The 24093-nt window shown below is 63.7% G+C and carries 21 protein-coding genes and 1 pseudogene; 3 read left to right on the top strand and 19 right to left on the bottom strand.

Features of this window, described 5'->3' with window-relative positions:
* Positions 1 to 46: 46 nt before the first annotated feature.
* From rnhB to rpsB, 15 genes are all read right to left on the bottom strand, one after another.
* Positions 47 to 655 carry a ribonuclease HII gene (rnhB, locus tag QYS36_RS11690; protein WP_308839639.1) on the bottom strand — a complete coding sequence of 203 codons (609 nt, stop codon included), beginning with the start codon at positions 653 to 655 and terminating at the stop codon, positions 47 to 49.
* The gene (gene lpxB / locus QYS36_RS11685) at positions 655 to 1788 is read right to left on the bottom strand and encodes a lipid-A-disaccharide synthase (RefSeq protein ID WP_308839638.1); all 1134 of its coding nucleotides are present in this window, start codon (positions 1786 to 1788) and stop codon (positions 655 to 657) included. Before lpxB ends, rnhB begins: the two co-directional genes overlap by 1 nt.
* 3 nt (positions 1789 to 1791) lie before the next feature.
* Positions 1792 to 2568, bottom strand: a complete 777-nt coding sequence (gene lpxA, locus QYS36_RS11680; RefSeq protein WP_308839637.1) for an acyl-ACP--UDP-N-acetylglucosamine O-acyltransferase — start codon at positions 2566 to 2568, stop codon at positions 1792 to 1794.
* The gene (gene fabZ / locus QYS36_RS11675) at positions 2565 to 3005 is read right to left on the bottom strand and encodes a 3-hydroxyacyl-ACP dehydratase FabZ (protein WP_073261661.1); all 441 of its coding nucleotides are present in this window, start codon (positions 3003 to 3005) and stop codon (positions 2565 to 2567) included. The genes lpxA and fabZ overlap by 4 nt, the downstream gene beginning before the upstream one ends.
* A gap of 44 nt (positions 3006 to 3049) precedes the next feature.
* Positions 3050 to 4111, bottom strand: a complete 1062-nt coding sequence (lpxD, locus tag QYS36_RS11670) for a UDP-3-O-(3-hydroxymyristoyl)glucosamine N-acyltransferase (RefSeq protein WP_308839770.1) — start codon at positions 4109 to 4111, stop codon at positions 3050 to 3052.
* Positions 4111 to 4614 carry an OmpH family outer membrane protein gene (locus tag QYS36_RS11665; RefSeq protein WP_070884108.1) on the bottom strand — a complete coding sequence of 168 codons (504 nt, stop codon included), beginning with the start codon at positions 4612 to 4614 and terminating at the stop codon, positions 4111 to 4113. Before QYS36_RS11665 ends, lpxD begins: the two co-directional genes overlap by 1 nt.
* A 48-nt stretch (positions 4615 to 4662) precedes the next feature.
* Complete coding sequence (gene bamA / locus QYS36_RS11660; protein WP_308839636.1) at positions 4663 to 7023, bottom strand: outer membrane protein assembly factor BamA; 2361 nt, start codon at positions 7021 to 7023, stop codon at positions 4663 to 4665.
* Positions 7024 to 7096: 73 nt separating this feature from the next.
* Positions 7097 to 8449, bottom strand: coding sequence for a sigma E protease regulator RseP (gene rseP, locus QYS36_RS11655; protein WP_308839635.1), 1353 nt, complete (start codon positions 8447 to 8449; stop codon positions 7097 to 7099).
* Positions 8446 to 9639, bottom strand: coding sequence for a 1-deoxy-D-xylulose-5-phosphate reductoisomerase (gene ispC, locus QYS36_RS11650; RefSeq protein ID WP_308839634.1), 1194 nt, complete (start codon positions 9637 to 9639; stop codon positions 8446 to 8448). Before ispC ends, rseP begins: the two co-directional genes overlap by 4 nt.
* Positions 9636 to 10451, bottom strand: a complete 816-nt coding sequence (locus QYS36_RS11645) for a phosphatidate cytidylyltransferase (protein ID WP_308839633.1) — start codon at positions 10449 to 10451, stop codon at positions 9636 to 9638. Before QYS36_RS11645 ends, ispC begins: the two co-directional genes overlap by 4 nt.
* Complete coding sequence (gene uppS / locus QYS36_RS11640; RefSeq protein WP_308839632.1) at positions 10451 to 11215, bottom strand: polyprenyl diphosphate synthase; 765 nt, start codon at positions 11213 to 11215, stop codon at positions 10451 to 10453. The genes QYS36_RS11645 and uppS overlap by 1 nt, the downstream gene beginning before the upstream one ends.
* 16 nt (positions 11216 to 11231) lie before the next feature.
* Positions 11232 to 11789, bottom strand: a complete 558-nt coding sequence (gene frr / locus QYS36_RS11635) for a ribosome recycling factor (RefSeq protein WP_075929928.1) — start codon at positions 11787 to 11789, stop codon at positions 11232 to 11234.
* A complete protein-coding gene (gene pyrH / locus QYS36_RS11630; RefSeq protein ID WP_042555172.1) occupies positions 11786 to 12529 on the bottom strand; it encodes a UMP kinase in 744 nt (247 codons plus the stop codon). The genes frr and pyrH overlap by 4 nt, the downstream gene beginning before the upstream one ends.
* A gap of 190 nt (positions 12530 to 12719) precedes the next feature.
* The gene (gene tsf / locus QYS36_RS11625; protein ID WP_308839631.1) at positions 12720 to 13583 is read right to left on the bottom strand and encodes a translation elongation factor Ts; all 864 of its coding nucleotides are present in this window, start codon (positions 13581 to 13583) and stop codon (positions 12720 to 12722) included.
* Between the two features lie 127 nt (positions 13584 to 13710).
* Entirely contained in the window at positions 13711 to 14454 is a 744-nt protein-coding gene (rpsB, locus tag QYS36_RS11620) for a 30S ribosomal protein S2 (RefSeq protein WP_308839630.1), read from the bottom strand.
* Between the two features lie 263 nt (positions 14455 to 14717).
* Here rpsB and map point away from each other — a divergent pair, with 263 nt between their 5' ends.
* Positions 14718 to 15518 (top strand): type I methionyl aminopeptidase, encoded by an 801-nt coding sequence (map, locus tag QYS36_RS11615; RefSeq protein ID WP_308839629.1) that lies wholly within the window; start codon positions 14718 to 14720, stop codon positions 15516 to 15518.
* Positions 15519 to 15555: 37 nt separating this feature from the next.
* Entirely contained in the window at positions 15556 to 18252 is a 2697-nt protein-coding gene (locus tag QYS36_RS11610; RefSeq protein WP_308839628.1) for a [protein-PII] uridylyltransferase, read from the top strand.
* Positions 18253 to 18291: 39 nt separating this feature from the next.
* On the opposite strand, the gene QYS36_RS23995 is transcribed toward QYS36_RS11610, so the two are convergent.
* Entirely contained in the window at positions 18292 to 19056 is a 765-nt protein-coding gene (locus QYS36_RS23995) for a methyl-accepting chemotaxis protein (protein WP_371923670.1), read from the bottom strand.
* 90 nt (positions 19057 to 19146) lie between these two features.
* A pseudogene (locus QYS36_RS23990) lies at positions 19147 to 20154 on the bottom strand (cache domain-containing protein); the annotation flags it as partial.
* A gap of 354 nt (positions 20155 to 20508) precedes the next feature.
* Here QYS36_RS23990 and dapC point away from each other — a divergent pair.
* Positions 20509 to 21705, top strand: a complete 1197-nt coding sequence (gene dapC, locus QYS36_RS11600; RefSeq protein ID WP_308839627.1) for a succinyldiaminopimelate transaminase — start codon at positions 20509 to 20511, stop codon at positions 21703 to 21705.
* A 36-nt stretch (positions 21706 to 21741) separates the two neighbouring features.
* Here the strand turns inward: dapC and QYS36_RS11595 are convergent, their stop codons facing one another.
* Both QYS36_RS11595 and QYS36_RS11590 read right to left on the bottom strand, forming a co-directional pair.
* Positions 21742 to 22698 carry a class I SAM-dependent methyltransferase gene (locus QYS36_RS11595; RefSeq protein ID WP_308839626.1) on the bottom strand — a complete coding sequence of 319 codons (957 nt, stop codon included), beginning with the start codon at positions 22696 to 22698 and terminating at the stop codon, positions 21742 to 21744.
* Positions 22699 to 22715: 17 nt separating this feature from the next.
* Positions 22716 to 24092 (bottom strand): iron-containing redox enzyme family protein, encoded by a 1377-nt coding sequence (locus tag QYS36_RS11590; RefSeq protein WP_308839625.1) that lies wholly within the window; start codon positions 24090 to 24092, stop codon positions 22716 to 22718.
* Position 24093: the final 1 nt, after the last annotated feature.

Below are 24093 nucleotides of genomic sequence, written 5' to 3'. Positions count from 1 at the left end.
CGCGGATTGTACCGTAACTGGCAAGCCCGACAGCGAGTCGTTGCACTCAACCGAAGGTGGCGGCTTCCAGCAAACGGCGCACCGGCGCGAAGGAGCGCCGGTGAATCGGAGTCGGGCCCAGACGAATCAGGGCCTCGAGGTGAACGGGGGTCGGATAGCCCTTGTGCAGGGCGATGCCGTAGCCCGGGTAGAGGGCGTCGAGCTCGCGCATTTCGCGATCACGACTGACCTTGGCGAGAATCGAGGCCGCAGCAATCGCCGGTACCTGGGCGTCGCCACCGATCACCGGTGCGCTGGGCACCGAGAGTTTCGGGCAGCGGTTGCCGTCGATCAGCGCCAGTTTCGGCTGCACGCTGAGGCCCTCGACCGCACGCTGCATCGCCAGCATGGTGGCATGCAGGATATTCAGGCGGTCGATCTCTTCCACCTCGGCGCGGGCGATGCACCAGGCCAGGGCCTTTTCGCGGATCTCGTCGAACAGCTTCTCGCGCCGCGCCTCGCTGAGCTTCTTGGAATCGTTGAGGCCGACAATCGGCCGCGCCGGATCGAGAATCACCGCGGCGGTCACCACCGCGCCACACAGTGGCCCGCGGCCCACTTCGTCGACACCGGCGACCAGCTCCTCGACGGTGGCGAAATCCAGGCCCAGCTGCATCAGTTGCGCCCCAGCAGATCGAGCACCGCGGCAGCGGCCCGCTCGGAAGCGCCGCGGCGCAGGGTGCGGTGAATGGCATCAAAGCCTTCGGTCTGCACCTCACCGTCGACCAGCAGTGGCGACAGCGTCTGCGCCAGCGCTTCGGCAGTCGCCGCCTCCTGGATCAGCTCGGGAACCAGCAGCCGCTGGGCGAGCAGATTGGGCAGCGAGATATAGGGACTTTTCACCAGGCGCTTGAGAATGCGGAAGGTCATCGGCGCAACGCGATAAGCCACCACCATCGGCCGCTTGTAGAGCAGCGCTTCAAGGGTGGCGGTGCCGGAGGCGATCAGCACCGCGTCGCAGGCGGCCAGGGCGTCGTGGGAGCGACCATCGAGCAGGGTCAGCGGCAGGTCACGGCCACCGAGCATCTGCTCGAGTTGCTGGCGACGTTCGGCGCTGGCACAGGGCAGCACGAAGCGCACGCCGGGGCGCAACGCCCGCAGGCGCTCGGCCGCGTCGAGAAACAGGCTACCGAGTCGCGCCACTTCACCGCCGCGACTGCCTGGCAACAAGGCGACTACCGGCGCATCGCCCGGCAGGCCCAGCAGCTCGCGCGCCGCCGCGCGGTCGGCCTGCAACGGGATGGCATCGGCCAGCGGATGGCCGACGAAACACACCGGTACCTGGTGCGCCTCGTAGAACTGCGCCTCGAAGGGAAACAGGGTAAGCATCAGGTCGCAGGCATCGCGAATCTTCAACACGCGTTTCTGCCGCCAGGCCCAGACCGAAGGGCTGACGTAGTGCACGGTGCGAATGCCGGCCTGGCGCAGCTTGAGTTCGACGCCCAGGGTGAAGTCCGGTGCATCGATGCCGATGAACACATCCGGCTGGCGCTCGATCAGGCTGGCGATCAGGCGGCGGCGCCGCGACAGCAGCTCGGGCAGCCGACCCAGCACTTCGACCAGGCCCATGACCGCCAGGCGCTCCATGGGAAAATCGCTGACCAGCCCTTCGGCCTGCATGCGCGGGCCACCGACCCCGATGAACTCGACGTTCGGGCGCTGCACCTTGAGTGCCTGCATCAGGCCCGCGCCGAGAATGTCGCCGGATGCCTCGCCGGCAACCAGCGCGACACGCAATACCTCAGCCATGGGTCAGCGGGTGATGCCGCGGCTGGAGGTCAGGATCGAATCGCGGAACACCGCCACTTCGGCAAACTGCGCCGCCACGTCTTCCAGCTCGACCAGCGCTTCCTCGATGGTGAAGCCCTGGCGGTAGACGATCTTGTAGGCACGGCGCAGCGCCTGCATCGCCTCGGAACTGAAGCCGCGACGACGCAGGCCTTCGAAGTTCATGCTGCGCGCTTCCGCGGGGTTGCCGGAAACGGTGACGTAAGCCGGAACGTCCTTGCCGATCGCCGCGCCCATGCCGGCGAAGGCATGCGCGCCGATATGACAGAACTGGTGCACCAGGGTGTAGCCGGACAGAATCGCCCAGTCGCCGATGTGCACATGACCGGCCAGGGCCACGTTGTTGACCAGGATGCAATGATTGCCCACCACGCTGTCGTGACCGATGTGGGCATAGGCCATGATCAGGTTGTGGTCACCGATGGTGGTTTCGTCACGGTCCTGAATGGTGCCGCGATGCATGGTCACGCCTTCACGGATGATGTTGTGGTCACCGATGACCAGGCGCGTAGGCTCGCCCTTGTACTTGCGATCCGGGGTGTCTTCGCCCAGGGAGGCGAACTGATAGATCTTGTTGTGCTTGCCGATACGGGTAGGCCCCTTGATGATCACATTGGGACCCAGCACACAGCCCTCGCCAATTTCTACGTCGGGCCCAATGATCGACCAAGGGCCGACGACGACGTCGTCTGCCAGCTTGGCGCTGGGATCGATGATGGCGCGAGGGTCAATCAAACTCATAACTTGCGTTCCGCACAGATGATTTCGGCCGAGCACACTTCTTTACCGTCGACCGTGGCCTTGCATTCGAACTTCCAGATGCTGCGCTTGCTGCTGAGGAACTTGGCCTCGAGGATCAGCTGGTCACCCGGTACCACCGGTTGACGGAAGCGTAGCTTATCGGAGCCGACGAAGTAGTAGAGGGTGCCATCGGCAGGCTTCACGCCCATCATCTTGAAGCCGAGGATACCGGCGGCCTGGGCCATGGCCTCGATGATCAGTACGCCAGGCATGATCGGATGCTCGGGAAAATGGCCGTTGAAGAATGGCTCATTGACGCTGACATTCTTATAGGCACGAACGCTCTTGCCCTCAAGATCCAGATCCGTGACCCGGTCCACCAACAGGAACGGGTAACGGTGCGGCAAGTACTCGCGAATTTCGTTGATTTCCATCATTTCCAGAGAAGCCTGTAATAAAAAGAAGAGAGCCGGCCATCGGCTCAGGCATCAGATGAGGCATTCCCGCTCGAGGTCACGGCAGCGAGCTGTTTTTCCAACTGCTTCACACGCCGCGCCATGTCGTCCAGCTGGCGGATGCGCGCCACGCTTTTCTTCCACTCGGCTGCAGGTTGCATGGCAGTGCCCGAGGAATAGGCACCGGGCTCGGTAATCGAGCGCGTGACCATGGTCATACCGGTCACGAATACGCCATCGCAGACATCGATATGGCCAACCATGCCAACGCCGCCGGCGATCATACAGTTCTTGCCGATCGACGTGCTGCCGGAAATACCGACACAGGCAGCCATCGCCGTGTTGTCACCGACCTGCACGTTGTGCGCGATCATGATCTGGTTATCCAGCTTCACGCCGTTGCCGATACGCGTATCGGACAGTGCACCCCGGTCGAGGGTGGTATTGGCACCGATCTCGACGTCGTCGCCGATGCTCACGCCGCCGATCTGGGCGATCTTCTGCCAGACGCCCTTCTCGTTGGCGAAGCCGAAGCCTTCGCCACCGATCACCGCACCGGACTGGATCACCACCCGCTTGCCGATGCGCACGTCGTGGTACAGGGTGACCCGCGGTGCCAACCAGCCGCCCTCACCGATTTCCGAGCGTGCGCCGATCACGCAATGCGCGCCCAGCGACACGCCGGCGGCAATTTTCGCCCCGGCCTCGATGACCACGTAGGGGCCGATAGCGGCGCTCGGATCGACCTGCGCGCCCTCGGCCACCACCGCGGTAGGATGTACCCCCGCCGCAGCCTTGGGCTTGCGATCGAACAGATGGGACAGCGACGCGTAGGCGAGGTAGGGGTTGGCGACGATCAGCGCGTTGCCGGCAAAGCCCTCCGCATCCGCCGCGGTCAGCAATACCGCAGCGGCCTGGCAACTGCCGAGGTGCTTGCGATACTGCGCGTTGGACAGGAACGTCAGCTGAGACGGGCCGGCATCCTGCAAGGTTGCCAGCCCGTCGACGGTCTGATCAGCCGCGCCACGCAAGGTGGCGCCCAGCTGTTCGGCCAATTGGCCGAGCGTGAATACCGGTGTGGACATTATCAACGCATCTGGTTCATGCGCTCGATGACCTGGCGGGTGATGTCGAACTGCGGTTTGACATCGATGACCGCGCCGCGCTCGAGCACCAGGTCGAAGTTGCCATTCTTGATGACTTCTTCAACGGCCTTGTCCAGGTTGGGCTTGAGCTTCTTGAGCATGTCGCGATCGGCAACCGCCTTGGCTTCGTTCAGCTCCTTGGACTGGAACTGGAAATCACGGGCCTTCTGCTTGAAGTCCAGCTCCAGGCGCTCACGCTCGGCGGTCTGCATCTTCTCGCCGTCTTTGACGATGCGATCCTGAATGCGCTTGGCGTCGCTTTCCAGGGTCTTCAGCTTGTTCAGCTGCGGGCCGAACTTCTTCTCGGCGTCGACCGCGTAGCGCTTGGCCGCGTCGGATTCGAGCAGGGCCATCTGGTAGTTGAGCACGGCAATCTTCATTTCCGCGAAGGCCGGGGTGGCCAGCAGGGTGACGCTTAACAGAACCAATTGAGTCAACTTACGCACGGTGCAACTCCTGCAGAAAAACTGTCTTGGTGATTCGTGAGCAGACGCTTAGAACGTCTGGCCGAGGGAGAACTGGAAGACCTGGGTATCGGCGTCGTCCGGCTTCTTGACCGGCATCGCCAGGCTGAAGCTCAGCGGGCCGAGCGCGGTGATCCAGGTAACGCCGACACCTACCGAGCTGGCCAGGTTGCCGAAATCGATGTCGCAGCTGTCGCCGCGGCGCTTCTGGCCGGCACTGCAGTCGGTGTCGAAGACGTTACCGACATCCCAGAACAAGGCGGTACGCAGGGAACGCTGATCCTTGACGAATGGCAGCGGGAACAGCAATTCGGCGCCACCCTGGATCAATACGTTACCACCGAACGGCAGCGGATCCTGGTCCGGGTCACGCAGCGTTCCCGGGTTGTTGCCGGTGCTCGGCGTACTGCGCGGGCCCAGGCTGCTGTCCTCGAAGCCGCGTACCGAGTTGAAACCGCCAGCGTAGTAGTTCTCGTAGAACGGCAGCTTGCCGGTCGAACCGAAGGCGCCGCCATAACCCAGCTGGGTGTGGAAACGCATGGTGTAGGTATCGGTCAGCGGCTTGAACACCTGACCGCGATAATCGAGCTTGTAGAACGACAGGTCGCTGCCCGGCACGGTGGTCTCGAACACCAGGCTCTGGGAATGACCGCGGTTGGCCAGCACGCCACGGTTGAGGGTCGATTCGGACCAGCCGACGGAGGCCTTGAAGTTGACGTACTTCTCGCCTTCCTGACGGGTGAAGTCGAAGATTTCGTCGACGGTGTAGCGACCGGTGTTGATTTCGTCCTGCTGTACGGTCAGCCCGTAGCTCAGGCGCGAGGTCTCGCTGATCGGGTAGCCGATGTTGATGCCGGCGCCGAGGCTGTCGACCGAGTAGCTGGACACATCGACATCGAGCTCGTCGTAGTCGGTGGTGCGGTAGAAGGCGTTGTAGCCCAGGCTCACGCCGTCCTCGGTCCAGTACGGATCGGTGAAGCTGAAGTTGTAGCGGCTCTGGTACTCACTGCGGGTCAGGCCGAGGCTGACGCGGTTACCGCTACCCAGGAAGTTGTTCTGGGTGATCGAGCCCCCGAGGATCAGGCCGGCGTTCTGGGCGAAGCCCACGCTGGCGGTGATCGAGCCCGAGGCCTGCTCTTCGACGCTGTAGTTGACGTCGACCTGGTCGTCGGTGCCCGGCACCTGCGGGGTCTCGACGTTGACTTCCTTGAAGAAGCCCAGACGTTCCAGACGGGTCTTCGACTGGTCGATCAGGTAGGTCGATGCCCAGCCGCCTTCCATCTGGCGCATCTCGCGACGCAGTACTTCGTCTTCGGTCTTGGTGTTGCCGCGGAAATTGATGCGATTGACGTAGGCACGCTTGCCCGGATCGACGACGAAGGTGATGGATACGGTGTTGTCGTCGTTGTGCGGCTCGGGCACGCCGTTGACGTTGGCGAAGGTGTAACCCTCGTTACCCAGGCGCCGGGTGATCAGCTCGCTGGTGGTGGTCATCACCTTGCGGGAGAACACCTGGCCCTCTTTGACCAGCAGCAGCGCGCGAACTTCGTCTTCCGGCACCTTGAGGTCGCCGGAGAGCTTCACGTCGCGAACGGTGAATTTCTCGCCTTCATCGATGTTGACGGTGATGTAGACGTGCTTCTTGTCCGGGGTGATGGATACCTGGGTGGAGGTGATATCCATGTTGATGTAGCCGCGGTCCAGATAATAGGAACGCAGGCGCTCCAGGTCACCGGAGAGTTTTTCGCGGGCGTACTTGTCATCGTTGCGGAAGAACGACAGCCAGTTGGTGGTCTTCAGCTCGAACAGGTCCTGCAGGTCTTCATCGGCGAAAACCTTGTTGCCGACCACGTTGATGTGCTGGATGGCGGCGACGCTGCCTTCGTTGATGTTGATCTTCAGCGCCACGCGGTTGCGCGGCTGGGGAATCACTTCGGCGTCGATCTCGGCAGAGTAGCGGCCCTGGGCCACGTATTGGCGCTGCAGCTCGTTACGCACGCCTTCCAGGGTCGCACGCTGGAAGATCTCGCCTTCGGCCAGGCCGGACTGGTTCAGGCCCTTGAGCAGGTCGTCACTGCTGATGGCCTTGTTGCCTTCGATCTCGATGCTGGAGATCGACGGGCGCTCGACCACGGTGATGACCAGCACGTTGCCGTCGCGGCCCAGCTGAATGTCCTGGAAGAAACCGGTCTTGAACAGCTCACGGGTCGCTTCGGTAAGCGTGCGATCGTCGGCCGCCTCGCCGACGTTGAGCGGCAGCGCGCCAAACAGGCTGCCCGCGGAGACGCGCTGCAAGCCGTTAACGCGAATATCGGAGATGGTGAAGGACTCGGCGTGAACTTCGGCGATCATCAATGCGGAAAGAACCGCAGGTAGCAGCAGACGTTTCATGAAGTCCTTTCTTATTCCAACTAACGATAAGAAATCAGTCGTTCGAGACGAAAGATATATAATTCAGCTGCGCTCACAGGCGACCAAGGTCGTTGACCAGAGCCAGCAGCATCACCCCGATCACCAGGCTGATACCAATCTGCATCCCCCAACCCTGCACCCGTTCGGACAGTGGGCGGCCACGCACCCACTCGACCAGGTAATAAAGCAGATGTCCGCCATCCAGAACCGGAATGGGCAGCAAATTGAGAACGCCCAGGCTGATACTCAGGTAGGCGAGGAAATTCAAAAAGTCCCCAAGGCCTGACTCGGCCGAAGCGCCCGCCACTTTAGCAATGGTTATCGGCCCGCTCAAGTTTTTTACCGAGAGCTCACCGAAGAGCATTTTTTTCAGGGAATCGAGAGTCAGTACGCTCATCGTCCAAGTTCGCGCGCCCGCTTCGCTGACCGCCTGCAGCGGCCCGTAGCTGACCTCGCGAAGCATCTGTGGCGGCCACTGCGCCGGCGCCACGCCCGCACCAAGGTAGCCGGTCGCTGCCTCGCCCTCACCTTTCGACGCCAGGGTGACGGGAATGTCCAGACGCTGACCATCGCGCTCCAGGGCAATGGATACCGACTTGCCCGGCAATTCACGCACGCGGTCGACCAGATCCTGCCAGTCGGTCAGGGATTGCCCATCCAGCGCCAGCAGGCGGTCGCCAATGCGCAGGCCGGCAGCCTGGGCCGGGCCTTCAGGGTCGAATTCGGCGAGCACCGGCGCCAGGCTCGGGCGCCAAGGGCGAAGCCCCAGCGATGCGATCGGATCAGGCTCGTTGGCACCGCGCAGCCAATCATTCAGTTCGACCCGATGCAGGGTATCGGCGCCGCCCTCCACAGGACGGGTGGTAATCAGCAGCTCGCCACTTTCACCGAGACGGCGCACCAACTGCAGGTTGACCGCCGACCAGCCAGTGGTAGCCTTGCCGTTGACCGCAACGATTTCCTCGCCCACCTGCAACCCGGCGACCTGGGCCAGGCTGCCAGCCTCCACGGCGCCGATGACCGGGCGCACCTGCTGGCTGCCGAGCATCGCCACCAGCCAGAAGAACAGCAGGGCCAGGGCGAAGTTGGCAGCGGGCCCGGCGGCGACGATGGCGAAGCGCTGCTTGACGGTCTTACGGTTGAACGACTGCTCGGCCAGCTCCGGCGGCACGTCGCCTTCGCGCTCGTCGAGCATCTTCACGTAGCCACCGAGCGGAATGGCGGCGATCACGAACTCGGTGCCCTGGCGATCATGCCAGCGCACCAGCGGCGTGCCGAAGCCTACCGAGAAGCGCAGCACCTTGACGCCACAGCGGCGCGCCACCCAGAAATGACCGTATTCATGAAAGGTCACCAGCACGCCGAGGGCGATCAGGGTGCCGACGATCATATATAGTGCGCTCATGCCACCTCTCCACGATTCAACCACTGCCCGGCCAGCTCCCGCGCGCGGCGGTCAGCTTCGAGCACGGCATCGAGGCAGTTCACCGCAACGGCCGGCTCTGCCTCGAGAACGCCGCCAATGATACGCGCGATATCGGTAAAGCGAATCCGCCGCTCGAGAAATGCCGCCACCGCCACTTCGTTCGCGGCGTTGAGCATCGCCGGCGCGCTGCCGCCGGCCTCGGCAGCCTCACGCGCCAGGCGCAGGCAGGGAAAACGAATATCGTCGGGCGCCTGGAAATCCAGGCGCGCCACGGCGAGCAGATCCAGCGGCGCAACGCCCGAGTCGATGCGCTGCGGCCAGGCCAGTGCATGGGCGATGGGCGTGCGCATATCCGGGTTGCCCAACTGGGCGAGCACCGAGCCGTCGACATAATCGACCAACGAATGGATCACGCTCTGCGGATGGATCAGCACCTCGACCTGCTCGGGGCGCGCATCGAACAGCCAGCAGGCTTCGATCAGCTCCAGGCCCTTGTTCATCATGCTGGCCGAGTCCACGGAAATCTTGCGGCCCATCGACCAGTTCGGATGGGCGCAGGCCTGCTCGGGCGTCACCGCGTGCAAAGACTCGGGCGAAGCCTCACGAAACGGCCCACCGGATGCGGTGAGCAGGATGCGCCGCACGCCAACCGGCTGCAGGCCCCGCGCGTAATCCTGCGGCAGGCACTGGAAGATCGCATTGTGCTCGCTGTCGATGGGCAGCAGCACGGCGCCACTCTGACGAACCGCACGCATGAACAGCGCGCCGGACATCACCAGGGCTTCCTTGTTGGCGAGCAGCACCTTCTTGCCGGCCTCGACCGCCGCCAGGGTCGGCTTGAGACCTGCCGCACCGACGATGGCGGCCATCACCGCATCCACCTCGGCATGGGCGGCGACCTCGCACAGCCCGGCCTCGCCCGACAGCACCCGGGTAGCGAGCCCGGCATGCTGCAAGCGCGCCTGCAGCTCGCTGGCCGCCTTTGCATCGGCGACCACCGCGAAACGCGGGCGATGGATGACGCACAGCGCCTCCAGCTCGGCCAGGCGAGTGAAGGCGCTCAGGGCGAATGCCTGGTAGCGCGAGGGGTGGCGCGCGATGACATCGAGGGTGCTAAGGCCGATGGAGCCGGTAGCACCGAGCACGGTGATCTGCTGAACCTGACTCACAATGTGCCCCAGCCAGCCAGCAACAGCAGCATGGCGAACACCGGCACCGCCGCCGTCAGGCTGTCGATACGATCGAGCACACCGCCATGGCCTGGCAGCAGGTTGCTGCTGTCCTTGATACCGGACTGGCGCTTGAACATGCTTTCGGTGAGGTCACCGACCACCGAAATCAGCACCACCAGCGCAGCGGCCGGCAACGCCAGCAGGAATACACCGAACGACCAGTCGCGGTACAGCCCGACCACCACGGTGAGCAGCAGGCTGAGCAGCAGACCGCCGATCAGCCCTTCCCAGCTCTTGCCAGGGCTGACCCGCGGCGCCAGCTTGCGTTTGCCGAAGCGCTTGCCGGAAAAGTAGGCGCCGATGTCCGCCACCCAGACCAGCGCCATCACCGCCAGGATCAGCCAGTTGGCCAGCTGCCACTGCTTGATCACCACCAGCCCCTGCCAGGCCGGCAGCAGAATCAGCAGGCCGATCAGCAGGCGCCCCGGCAGGCCACCCCAGTAGCGGCTGCTATCCGGGTAGTTGAGCACCAGAAAGGTCGCGAACGCCCACCACAGCACACCGATTGCCAGCAGCCATGGGGCCAGCGCGGGCGCGCTGTAAAGCAGATAAATCAGCACCGCCACCAGCGCCGCATAGGCGATACGCAGCGGCTGGGCGTCGAAACCCGCCAGGCGCGCCCACTCCCAGGCACCGAGCACGACCACTACGGCGATGAACAGCGCGAACGCGCCACCTTCGAGCAAGAAGAATCCTGCCAGGGCGATCGGCAGCAGGATCAGCGCCGTAATGATTCGTTGCTTGAGCATCAGGCGCGGGCCTCGGCTTCGACTTGTTCACTGGTTTTGCCAAAACGCCGCTGACGCTTGGCGAAATCCGCCAGCGCTGCGCGCATGGCGTCGTGCTTGAAGTCCGGCCACAGCAGGTCGGAAAAGTACAGTTCACTGTAGGCCATCTGCCAGAGCAGGAAATTGCTGACCCGGTGCTCGCCGCCGGTGCGAATGCACAGATCGGGCAGCGGCAATTCACCGGTGGCCAGGCAGCCCTGCAGCAGGCGCGGGGTGATGTCCTCGGGCTGCAGATGCCCACCCTGCACTTCACGCGCCAGGCGCTGCGCGGCCTGGGCGATATCCCACTGGCCGCCATAGTTGGCGGCGATCTGCAGGATGAAGCGCTTCTCGCCCGCCACACCGGCGGTGGCCGCTTCGGCTTCGCGCATGGCGGCCTGCAACTCGGGGTGGAACCGCGAACGGTCACCGATGATGCGCAGGCTGATGCGATTCTCGTCGAGCTTGCGGGCCTCACGGCGCAGGGCGCTGAGGAACAGCTCCATCAACGCCCCCACCTCGTCGGCCGGGCGCTGCCAGTTCTCGCTGGAGAAGGCGAACAGGGTCAGCACTTCCACGCCGGAATCGGCGCACACCTCGATGACCGCGCGCACCGCATCGACGCCCGCCTTATGCCCGGCGACACCGGGCATAAGGCGCTTGCGCGCCCAGCGGTTGTTACCATCCATAATGATCGCCACGTGCCGTGGAACGGCCATCACGGCACCGACTTTGGAATTGTCCATGGCGACTTCCTGGCCGTCAGACGGCCATCAGGTCCGCTTCTTTCTGCTTCACAGCGACGTCGATCTCGGCCACGAACTTGTCGGTCAGCTTCTGCACGTCGTCAGCGGCGCGACGCTCTTCGTCCTCGCTGATTTCCTTTTCCTTGACCAGATCCTTGAGCTGGCTCATGGCGTCGCGACGGATGTTGCGCACCGCTACACGGGCGTCTTCGGCGGCATCACGGGCCTGCTTGGTGAAGCCCTTGCGGGTCTCCTCGGTCAGCGCCGGCATGGTCACCAGCAGCAGCTCGCCCAGGTTGGTGGGGTTGAAGCCCAGCCCGGAGCTCTGGATGGCCTTGTCGACGGCGCTCAGCATGCTGCGCTCGAAGGCCACGACCTGCAGGGTGCGCGAATCCTTGACGGTTACGCTGGCGACCTGGTTAAGCGGGGTGTCCGCGCCGTAGTACGGCACCATCACGCCGCCGAGGATGCTGGGGTGAGCCTGGCCGGTACGAATGCGGCTGAATGCGTGAGCCAGCGATTCCAGGCTCTTCTGCATACGAACCTGGGCGTCCTTCTTGATTTCGTTGATCATTCTTTACTTTCCTCGACCAGAGTACCTTCGGCGCCGCCCACCACCACATTGAGCAGGGCACCCGGTTTGTTCATATTGAAAACACGCAGCGGCATGTTGTGATCACGGCACAGGCAGATAGCCGTCAGATCCATCACGCCCAGCTTGCGATCCAGCACCTCGTCATAGGTGAGACGATCGAATTTCTCCGCATGCGGATCCTTGAACGGATCGGCAGTGTACACACCATCCACCTTGGTTGCCTTGAGCACCACATCGGCGTCGATCTCGATACCGCGCAAGCAGGCTGCCGAATCGGTGGTGAAGAACGGATTACCAGTGCCAGCGGCGAAAATCACCACCTCACCGGTCTTCAGGTGGCGCATGGCCTTGCGGCGATCGTAGTGATCGGTGACGCCGACCATGGAGATGGCCGACATGACCAGGGCCGGGATATTCGAGCGCTCCAGGGCGTCGCGCATGGCCAGGGCGTTCATCACGGTGGCCAGCATACCCATGTGGTCACCGGTGACCCGATCCATGCCGGCGGCGCTGAGCGCTGCACCACGGAACAGGTTGCCACCGCCAATCACCACCCCGACCTGCACGCCGATACCGACCAGCTGGCCGACTTCCAGCGCCATGCGATCGAGCACCTTGGGATCGATGCCGAAATCTTCCGAGCCCATCAGGGCCTCGCCGCTGAGTTTGAGCAGAATGCGCTTGTAGCGCGGTTGACGACCACTCACCTGCTGAGCCATTACCATTCTCTCCTGCGGCGTAAGAAAAATGTGCGCGCCAAGTGGCACGTCATATCGAGCGCTTCGACAGCGCTCACGACCGTGAGTGCCACCGGCACCGACCATCGCTTCGAAAAAAATCCCCTTTGAAAAAGAGGCCGCGCGCGTGAGCGGGCAGCCTCTTCTGGGGCACTAGCTGAGCGGCATGCCGTTACTGCTTGCTGGCAGCAACCTGAGCAGCAACTTCGGCAGCGAAGTCGTTCTCGGCCTTCTCGATACCCTCGCCCACTTCGTAACGCACGAAGGAAACGATTTCAGCACCGGCTTTCTTGACCAGGTCACCGACCTTGACTTCCGGGTCCATGATGAAGGCTTGCTCAACCAGGCTGGCTTCAGCCAGGAACTTGTTGATGCGGCCCTTGATCATGTTCTCGACGATGTTTTCCGGCTTGCCGGCGATCTTGTCGGCGTTGAGCTGCAGGAAAATTTCCTTTTCCTTGGCAACCAGCTCCTCGGAGACCTGATCCGGCGAAACGACGGCCGGGTTGGAGGCAGCAACGTGCATGGCAACGTGCTTGGCCAGCTCGTCGTTACCGCCCTTGAGAACCACCAGAACACCGATGCGGTGGCCGTGCAGGTAAGCACCAACGGTCTCACCGGAAACAGCGGTCAGGCGACGAATGTTGACGTTCTCGCCGCACTTGGCGACCAGCGCCTCACGAGCGGATTCGCGCGAAGCGATCAACGGAGCGACGTCGGTCAGGTTCTGGGTGAAGGCTTCATCCAGGCTGTCTTTTACGAAGCCTTTGAAGTCGTCCTGCAGGGCCAGGAAGTCGGTCTGCGAGTTGACTTCGATGATTACCCCACGGCCGCCTTCGACGCGAGCGGCGATAGCGCCCTCAGCGGCGATGTTGCCCGCCTTCTTGGCGGCCTTGATGGCGCCCGAGGCGCGCATGTCATCAATGGCTTTCTCGATGTCGCCACCAGCGGCAACCAGGGCCTTCTTGCACTCCATCATGCCTTGGCCGGTACGCTCGCGCAGTTCCTTGACCAGTGCTGCAGTAATCTCTGCCATCTTGAAAATCCTCTTGGTAGGTCTTCAACCATCACCCGCTAGCGGGCAATCAAATCTGTGAGTGACAAAAAGGGGGCCTAGCCCCCTTTTTGCGCAGCGCATAACACTAGATGCTCTGCGTTACCGCTTAGCCTTCGGCAGCTTCGGCAGCCGGTGCTTCTTCGACGAACTCTTCGGTAGCGCCGCCGGTGTTGCTGCGACCACGGATCACGGCGTCGGCCATGGCACCCATGTACAGCTGGATGGCGCGAATGGCGTCGTCGTTACCCGGGATGATGTAGTCAACGCCTTCCGGGCTGCTGTTGGTATCGACAACGCCGATGACCGGGATGCCCAGCTTGTTGGCTTCGGTGATCGCGATGCGCTCGTGATCAACGTCGATGACGAACAGAGCGTCCGGCAGGCCGCCCATGTCCTTGATACCACCCAGGCTGCGATCCAGTTTTTCCAGATCGCGGGTACGCATCAGCGCTTCTTTCTTGGTCAGCTTGGTGAAGGTACCGTCCTGGGACTGTACTTCCAGATCGCGCAGACGCTTGATCGAGGCACGGATGGTCTTGTAGTTGGTGAGCATGCCGCCCAACCAGCGGTGATCGACGAACGGCGAGTTGCAACGAGCCGCTTCTTCGCGAACGATCTTGCCAGCGGAACGCTTGGTGCCGACGAACAGGATCTTGTTCTTGCCAGCAGCCAGCTTTTCAACGAACGACAGGGCGTCGTTGAACATCGGCAGGGTCTTTTCCAGGTTGATGATGTGAATCTTGTTGCGCGCGCCGAAAATGTACTTGCCCATTTTCGGGTTCCAGTAACGGGTCTGGTGGCCGAAGTGCACACCGGCCTTCAGCATATCGCGCATATTGACTTGGGACATGATAGTTCCTTGATAAGTCGGGTTAGGCCTCCACGCATCCCAATTTCCAACCCTTGCGGGCACCCAGGAAATCGTGTCGATACGTGTGTGGGGTTAGGCTTTCGGGGGCTACCCCGTAAAGCGGCGCGTTTTATACCACACAAACCGGCCTTAGGCTATATGCCGACACACTCTTGCTCGCCAGCCCCGCTGCGCGCCAGCGCTTCAAGGTTGCCGGCGCAAACTGTTACCATGCCGCTCTTTACAGAACTACCGAGATCACCATGACCGTCACCCTGAAGACGCCCGACGAAATCGAGAAAATGCGCATCGCCGGTCGCCTGGCCGCCGACGTACTGGAGATGATCGCCGAGCACGTCAAACCCGGCGTCACCACGGACGAACTCAACAGCATCTGCCACAACTATATCGTCGATGTGCAGAAGGCCATTCCCGCCCCGCTCAACTACGGCGCAGCGCCGGGCCGCCCAGGCTTTCCAAAATCCATCTGCACCTCGCTCAACCACGTGGTGTGCCACGGCATTCCCAACGACAAGCCGCTCAAGGAAGGTGATGTGATGAACATCGACATCACCGTGATCAAGGACGGCTACTACGGCGACACCAGCCGCATGTTCCACGTCGGCAAGGTGCCGGAGTGGGCCGAACGCCTGTCGCGCGTCACCCAGGAATGCCTCTACAAGGGCATCGAGGTGGTTCGCCCGGGCGCGCGCCTGGGTGACATCGGTGAAGTGATCCAGAAGCATGCCGAGAAAAACGGCTTCTCGGTGGTGCGCGAATTCTGCGGCCACGGTATCGGCTCGGTGTTCCACGAAGACCCGCAGGTCCTGCACTACGGCCGCGCCGGCACCGGCATGGAGCTCAAGGAAGGCATGACCTTCACCATCGAGCCGATGATCAACCAGGGCCGCCCGGAAACCCGCGTACTGGGCGATGGCTGGACCGCCATCACTAAGGATCGCAAGCTGTCCGCCCAGTGGGAGCACACCTTGCTGGTTACCGCCGACGGCTACGAGATCTTCACCCTGCGCAGCGACGACACCATCGCCCGCACCTCAGCCTGATACGAGCATCACTCTATAGATGAAGGAAGGCCGCCGCATGTCGCTGCTAGACGCCGAGTTGTTCGATCGCGGTCAGTTCCAGGCGGAACTGGCACTCAAGTCCAGCCCCATCGGCGCCTTCAAGAAAGCCATTCGCCGCGCCCACGAGGTGCTCGATGCGCGCTTTCGCGACAAGCGCGACGTGCGCCGCCTGGTCGAGGACCGCGCACGCTTCACCGACCAGATCCTGCTCGAAGCCTGGAAGCGCTTCAACTGGAGCAGCGAGGCGGAGATCGCCCTGCTGGCGGTGGGCGGCTACGGCCGCGGCGAACTGCACCCCTATTCGGATATCGACCTGCTGATCCTGCTTGGCAGCGATGACCAGGAAACCTTCCGCGAATCGATCGAAGGCTTTCTCACCCTGCTCTGGGACATCGGCCTGGAAGTCGGCCAGAGCGTGCGCTCGGTGGCCGAATGCGGCGTCGAGGCGCGCGCCGACCTGACGGTCATCACCAACCTGATGGAAAGCCGCACCATCGCCGGGCCCGAGCACCTGCGCGCGCGCATGCAGGAGGTCACGTCCACCGCCCAGATGTGGCCGAGCAAGGCCTTCTACCTGGCCAAGCGCGACGAGCAGAAGGCCCGCCACGCCAAGTACAACGACACCGAATACAACCTGGAACCCAACGTCAAGGGCTCGCCCGGTGGGCTGCGCGATATCCAGACCATCCTGTGGGTGGCGCGCCGGCATTTCGGCACCCTGAACCTGCATGCGATGGTCGGCCAGGGCTTCCTGCTGGAAAGCGAATACGCCCTGCTTGCCTCCAGCCAGGAGTTTCTCTGGAAGGTGCGTTACGCCCTGCACATGCTGGCCGGGCGTGCCGAGGATCGGCTGTTGTTCGATCACCAGAGCAAGGTCGCCGAGCTGCTCGGCTACAACGAAAGCGATACCAAGCGCACCATCGAACGCTTCATGCAGAAGTACTACCGCGTGGTGATGGGCATCGCCGAGCTGAGCGACCTGATCAACCAGCACTTCGAGGAAGAAATCCTCCGTGCTGACGACAGCACGCCGGCCAAGCAGCTGAACAGCCGCTTCCAGGTGCGTGACGGCTATATCGAGGTGACCCACGCCAACGTCTTCAAGCGCACGCCGTTCGCCATCCTCGAGATCTTCGTGCTGATGGCCCAGCACCCTGAGCTCAATGGCGTGTGCGCCGACACCATCCGCCTGCTGCGTGATCACCGCTACCTGATCGACGACGAATTCCGCCGCGACATTCGCAACACCAGCCTGTTCATCGAGCTGTTCAAGTGCAAGGAAGGCATCCACCGCAACCTGAGGCGCATGAACCGCTACGGCATCCTCGGTCGCTACCTGCCGGAGTTCGGCCATATCGTCGGGCAGATGCAGCACGACCTGTTCCACATCTATACGGTCGACGCCCACACGCTCAACCTGATCAAGCACCTGCGCAAGTTCAAATGGCCGGAGCTGGCGGAGAAATTCCCCCTGGCCAGCCAGCTCATCGACAAGCTGCCCAAGCCCGAGTTGATCTACCTGGCCGGCCTCTACCACGACATCGGCAAGGGCCGCGGTGGCGACCACTCGGAGCTCGGCGCCCTGGATGCCGAGGCCTTTGGCCAGCGCCACCACCTGCCCGCCTGGGACACCGGGCTGATCGTCTGGCTGGTGCAGAACCACCTGGCGATGTCGACCACCGCCCAGCGCAAGGACCTGTCCGACCCGCAGGTGATCAACGACTTCGCCGCCTTCGTGGGCGACCAGACGCATCTGGATTACCTCTACGTGCTGACCGTGGCCGACATCAACGCCACCAACCCGACACTATGGAACTCCTGGCGCGCCAGCCTGATGCGCCAGCTCTACACCGAGACCAAGCGCGCACTGCAGCGCGGCCTGGAAAATCCGGTGGAGCGCGAGGAGCAGATTCGCCTGACCCAGAGCGCCGCGCTCGATACCCTGGTCAATGGCGGCACCGACCCGGATGATGTCGAGCAGCTCTGGTCGCAGCTGGGCGATGACTACTTCCTGCGCCACAGCGCCGAGGACGTGGCCTGGCATACCAATGCGATCCTCCAGCAGCCGGTTGACGGCGGCCCACTGGTACTGATCAAGGAAACCACCCAGCGCGAGTTCGAAGGCGGCACGCAGATCTTCATCTACGCACCGGATCAGCACGACTTCTTCGCGGTAACGGTGGCGGCCATGGCGCAGTTGAACCTGAACATTCACGACGCGCGGATTCTCACCTCGACCAGCCAGTTCACCCTCGACACCTACATCGTGCTCGAAGCCGAAGGCGGCTCGATCGGTGACAACCCCAAGCGCATCCAGCAGATCCGCCAGAGCCTGGTCGATACCCTGATGCACCCGGACGAGTACCCGAACATCATCCAGCGCCGCGTGCCACGGCAGCTCAAGCACTTCGCCTTCGCTCCCCAGGTGACCATTCACAACGACGCCCAGCGGCCGGTCACCGTAGTCGAGCTGACCGCCCCGGATCGCCCGGGCCTGCTGGCCAAGATCGGGCGCATCTTCCTGGATTTCGACCTGTCCGTGCAGAACGCCAAGATCGCCACGCTGGGCGAGCGGGTGGAAGACGTGTTCTTCGTCACCGATGCCAACAACCAGCCGCTGTCCGACCCCGAGCTGTGCGCGCGCCTGCAGCAGACCATCATCACCAAGCTGTCGGCGAGCAGCAGCCCAAGCCCGCTGCAGATCAGCATCTGAATGCAGCACGGGCCCCATTCGGGGCCCGTGCTGTGGGGGTCAGATGCGGAAGCTGTCGACCAGCTGCTTGAGCCGCCCGACCTGCTGATCCAGCTCGGTACAGGCGCTGAGGCTGGCCTGCAGGTTGCGCACCCCGTCCTGGTTCAGCGTGTTGATCTCGGTGATGTCCATGTTCAGGCTTTCGATCACCGAGGTCTGCTCCTCGGTGGCGGTGGCCACCGACTGGTTCATGCCGTCGATCTCGCCGATGCGGCGGGTCACGCCACGCAGGTTCTCACCGGCCTGCCCCCCAATGCGCACGCTGTCGTCACTGAAGCGGCGGCTCTCGCCCATGGTCGCCACCGCATCACGGGCGCCGGCCTGCAGCTGCTCGATCATCTGCTGGATTTCCTGGGCCGAGCTCTGGGTGCGCTGGGCCAGGTTGCGCACTTCGTCGGCCACCACGGCAAACCCGCGCCCCGCCTCACCGGCACGCGCGGCCTCGATGGCGGCGTTGAGCGCCAGCAGGTTGGTCTGCTCGGAAATGCCCTTGATCACGTCGAGGATCTGGCCGATGTCGTTGCTCTTCTCGCTGAGCAGCTCGATATGGTTGCCCGAGGCCTGGATCTTGTCCGACAGGTCGCCCATCGAGCCCAGTGTGCGCTCGACCATGCCCTGGCCTTCCTCGGCATCGCGGCGGGCCTCGCTGGCCTGCACCGAGGCATCGGCGGCATTGCGGGCAATTTCCTGGGCCGCGGCGCCGAGTTCGTTGATCGCCGCGGCCACGCTGTCGGTGCGCGCAGCCTGCTCGCTGGAGTTGCCCATGGAGGCATTGGAGGCCTGCACCACGGTGCTGACCCGGGCATGCACTTCGCGGGTGGTCGAAGCCACTTCGCGGATCGACTCGTGGATACGCTCGACGAAGCGGTTGAAGGCCCCGGCCAGTTGGCCGAACTCGTCACCGGAATCGATCTTCAGACGCTGGGTCAGGTCGCCCTCGCCTTCGGCGATGCCACTCATGGCATCGCTCATCACGTGCAGCGGGCGCAGCAGGATGCGGATCAGCGCGCCGAGCAGCAGCAGGATGGCGATCACCCCGATGACCGTGGAGGTCAGCGCCGAGATACGGAATTCGCGCAGCGCCGCGAAGGCCTTGCTTTCGTCCACCGACAGGCCGACGTACCAACGCACCCCGGCCAGGCCCTGCACTGGCAGGAAGCTGACGATGCGCGCACTGCCATCGGCCGCGGCGACGTTTTGCAGCCCCGCCTCAAGGCGCGGCGCGCCACCCGGGAACAGGTCGCCGAGCTTCTTCAGCACCAGGCTCTTGTCCGGGTGCACGAATACCGTGCCCTTGTCGTCGACCAGAAACGCGTAACCCATGCCGCCGAGGTCGAAGGAGTTGAGGATGTCGTCGATGGTCTGCAGCTTGAGATCACCTCCCACCACGCCCTGCAGGGTGCCGCCGACACTGACCGGCCGGGTGATGGTGATCAGCAGGCCATCGCGCGGGTCGGCCGCCAGGTAAGGTTCGGTCAGGCCTGGGCCGCTGGCGCCAGCGGCGCTCTTGTACCAGGGGCGCTGGCGCGGATCGTAGCCGGCCGGCAGCTCGCTGGGTGGGAACTGCGTATAGGTGCCGTCGTTCTGCCCGTAGTAGGCATACAGGAAGGCGGACGCCACGCTGCGGTGCTGCAGGTTTCTGGCCAATGGCGCCGGCGAGCTATCGTCCTGCACCGACTCGGCCAGGTTATCCAGCAGCTGCATGCGCCCGGAGAGCCAGTGCTGGATGTTGCCGGTCGAGACCTGACCGACATCGTGGAGGTAGTTGGCCAGGTTGTCGCGAATCGCCGTGCGCTGCAGATAATCGTTGTACAGCGCAAAGGATGCGAAGGCCGCAATGACCACCAGGGAAGCAGCCAGCATGATCTTGTGGCTGAACTTGAGGGTGCGCATGAATGAGCTCTCGCTTGTAGGGATGCCGGAGGAATTACCCTCAGGCTATCGACCCAAAGCGGTGCGTCTTTAGCGCCTTTACAAAAAATCTGAACGATACGTCAGCCCGCTGAATGGCGCGCAAACGCGCCTGCTTGAGCGCTGCAGGGGCACTTTTCGGCATGCCTTTAAAGGCGGCGCATGGATCGGCCCGCTGCTGGCCAGCAGGCTGGGTATTTTCGCGACCACTGGCGGCTCGGCGCCGATAAGCAATTTTCCTGGGGCCGCTCACGTGCTAGTGTCGCCAGCTTTGTCGCCGCCCCACAAAGGACCCGTCGGATCATCATGAACCACGCCCTCGCCCAGCTGCAGCCCTACCCCTTCGAGAAACTGCGCGCCCTGCTCGCCGGCGTCTCTCCCGCCGCAGATCGCTCGCCCATCGCCCTGTCGATCGGCGAGCCCAAGCACCGCTCGCCGGCATTCGTTGCCCAGGCCCTGACCGACAACCTCGACCAGATGGCCGTCTACCCGACCACCCAGGGTATCCCGGCGCTGCGCGAGGCTATCGCCAGCTGGTGCACGCGACGCTTCAAGGTACCCGCCGGCTGGCTGGACGCTGCCCGCCATGTGCTGCCGGTCAACGGTACCCGCGAGGCGCTGTTCGCCTTCACCCAGACCGTGGCGCAGCGCGACGTCGACGGCCTGGTGGTCAGCCCCAACCCGTTCTACCAGATCTACGAGGGCGCGGCCCTGCTCGCCGGCACCCAGCCCCATTACCTGCCATGCCTGGCCGAGCATGGCTTCAACCCGGACTTCGACGCCGTGGCACCGGAGGTCTGGCAACGCTGCCAGATCCTCTTCCTGTGCTCGCCGGGCAACCCCACCGGCGCGCTGATTCCGCTGGTTACCCTGAAGAAGCTGATCGCCCTGGCCGACCAGTACGACTTCGTGATCGCCGCCGACGAATGCTACAGCGAGCTGTATTTCGACGAGGCAAACCCGCCGGCCGGCCTGCTGAGCGCCTGCGCCGAGCTGGGCCGCAGCGATTTCAAACGCTGCGTGGTGTTCCACAGCCTGTCCAAGCGCTCCAACCTGCCGGGCCTGCGTTCCGGGTTCGTGGCCGGCGATGCGGAGATTCTCAAGGCCTTCCTGCTGTACCGCACCTACCATGGTTGCGCCATGCCGGTGCAGACCCAACTGGCCAGCATCGCCGCCTGGCAGGACGAAGAGCACGTACGCGCCAACCGCGACCTGTATCGCGAGAAGTTCGACGCCGTGCTGGCGATTCTACAAGGCGTGATGGACGTGCAACGCCCGGACGGTGGCTTCTACCTGTGGGCCAAGACACCGGGCGATGATGCCGAGTTCACCCGCGCACTGTTCGCCAGGGAGCACGTGACCGTGGTACCGGGCTCGTACCTGTCCCGCGAGGTGGCGGGCTTCAACCCGGGCGCCGGGCGCGTACGCATGGCGCTGGTCGCACCGCTGGCAGAATGCGTGGAAGCGGCGCAGCGCATTCGCCGCTTTATCGAAAGCGCCTGAAGCCTGGGCGCTGAGGGCGGACCACCGCCCTCAGACTCATGCTGCGGTTCGGGTAACCGTCAGCACCACCGCGGCGATGCGTTCGACCTGCTCATAGCCCGGCTTGAGCAATTCCTCGCCAAACACGTCGGGATCCATCTCCTCGTAGCGCCAGGCCAGCGACGCATCGCTCAGGGTACGTTTGACGTAGGCCAGAAACGGATCCCCGGCTGCAGTCATCGCCACGCCGGTATACAGCAGCAGGCTGCCACCGGGAGCCAGGCGGCCGATCGCCGCTTCGACGATGGCTTCGGAAAGGCCGGCACCGAGCTCGCCACCGCCATCGCGGTAAGCACGGCTGTCGGCATCGAGCATATAGGGCGGGTTGGCGACGATCAGGTCGAACTCGCCGTCGAGGTTTTTCAGCAGATCACTGTAGTGCGCCTCGACATTGTCGAGCCTGGCCAGCGCCGCGTTGATGCGCGTGAACTCCAGCGCCCGTGGGTTGATGTCCACCGCCAGCACCTGGGCGGCGGGCCTTGCCTGGGCAATGCACAGGGCACCCGGGCCGGCACCACAGCAGATATCCACCGCTCGCGACACCCTGGAGGTCGCGGGCGTGCCGAGAAAGGCGTCGATGGCGCGCACGAAGCGGTAGGTATCGGGGCCGAAGAACACGGCGTCGGTCTGCACGGTCGGGTAGCCGGAATGCACGAACAGCTTGCCACCCAGGCTGGACCAGCGCACCGCGCTGGCCAGCTGCTGGCCCTGCTGCACAAGCACGCCGCCTGCACGCATCAATTCGAGCAGTTCGTCGCCTACCACCGGCGCCGCGAACGGCCGGCTCCAGCCAAATACGCCGGCCAGGTCTCGCGCCTGCTGGTTTTCGGCACGTGCGTTGACCCGTTCATGGGTCAAGGGTGTGGCGGTGATGAATCGATAACCTTGCCGCTCCAGTGCCTGGCCAAGGTCCAGTAGCGCCTGTTGTCGTGCAGTGTTTTGCTCGCTATGCATCGGTGCCCCGGACATGATTATTGGAGATAGGCATTGAACAGGCGCGTGGCCAGCAGCCCCGCCGGGGTGAAGTGGCTGGCGGGCGACATCAGCTCGATCAGCTTGCCGGCCTGCTGCTGAGCCGGCATTGCCCGAAGTGCCCCATGCAGCGCCTGGGCTTCGTCATCCAGGCCCACGGCCTGTTCGCCGGCCGCTGCGGCGGGGCGCCGGCGTGGACGGCCACGGCTACGCGCCGGTGCCCAGCTACCGGCAATCCAGTCATGCAGCAGCTGCAGCTCATAGCTGCTGAACACGCCGAACATGGCGGCGCGATCCCCTTGCACCAGTTGCCAGAAACGACTGTTCTGCGGGTCTTGGTCGCGGCGGATCCAGCCACGCTTTTGCAAGGCATCGAGAAAGGCGCGCACTTGGCCAGGCTCACTCAGCCATTCATTGACGGTGCGCCCTTCGATTCGGCAGTAATCGGAGTGCACCTGGGTGGCCACCTCGCGCTTGCGCTCGAGCATGGCGCAAACTTCGTCTTCGAGGTCGAAGGCGCCGATCACCGCAGTGGAGCCGATACCCAGGTCGTTGAGCTGATAACCACGCATCACGCGGCGATAGAACGCGTCGCGATCGCCCATCACCGGCAGGTTTTCCAGCACCGCCTGCACGGCCTTCTGGGCGTGGCCGGTGCTGGCGTTGTCGATGGTCACGTGCAACTGGAAATAGTAGGGGTCGACATCCAGCTCGGTGAGCTCGTAGCTGGTGATCAGCAGGTGCAGCGGCAGCTGTTCGTAGCCCAGGTTGTAGCCGATCACTTCGGGCAGGTAATCCTCGGCCAGGTGGCCCAGCGCCAGTTGCTGGGCCCCCTGCAGGAAGTGTTGGTCTTCCAGTTCGGCCAGTTCGTCACAGCCATGCTGGGCGAGCAGCTGCTTGTAGAGCAGCACATGATTCATGGCCGGCACGCCGTCACCCAACTCCTCGAGGTAGGTGCGCAGCAAGGGGCGCAGACGCAGCTCCTGCCAGTGCTTGAGCAGCCCGTACAGCCAGGCGCCGTCCACCAGTTTGGTGGGGGCGACATGGCGCAGGAAATACAGCGCATGGCCGCGATTCTGGAAATAGCGCCGTGGCGCACCCTGGCGCCGCTCCTGCAGATACTGCCCATAGGCCTCGGTGGTGCGCAGCGCGGCGCCGCGCATCCAGTCCAGCAGCGCTTCGGGCTGCGCAGGCACGTCGCAGGGCAGCGCCTGGGCCTTGGCCAGCTGGCCGTCCAGGAAGCTGCGCGCCTCGCTCAGCGCGCCCTCGTCCAGCTCGGGGCGCAGCAGACGCTCGTACAGCGTGCGGGCCGGGCCGGCCTGGAGAAAATCACAGCTTTGGCTGGATGTGGTGAAGATCGGCATCAAAGTGGTCATG

Origin of the sequence: Pseudomonas sp. G34, assembly GCF_031119625.1 — a bacterium.
Taxonomy (GTDB): Bacteria; Pseudomonadota; Gammaproteobacteria; order Pseudomonadales; family Pseudomonadaceae; genus Aquipseudomonas.
The sequence above is the reverse complement of the archived record's forward strand: the minus strand, read 5'-3'. Positions and strand labels throughout refer to the sequence as shown.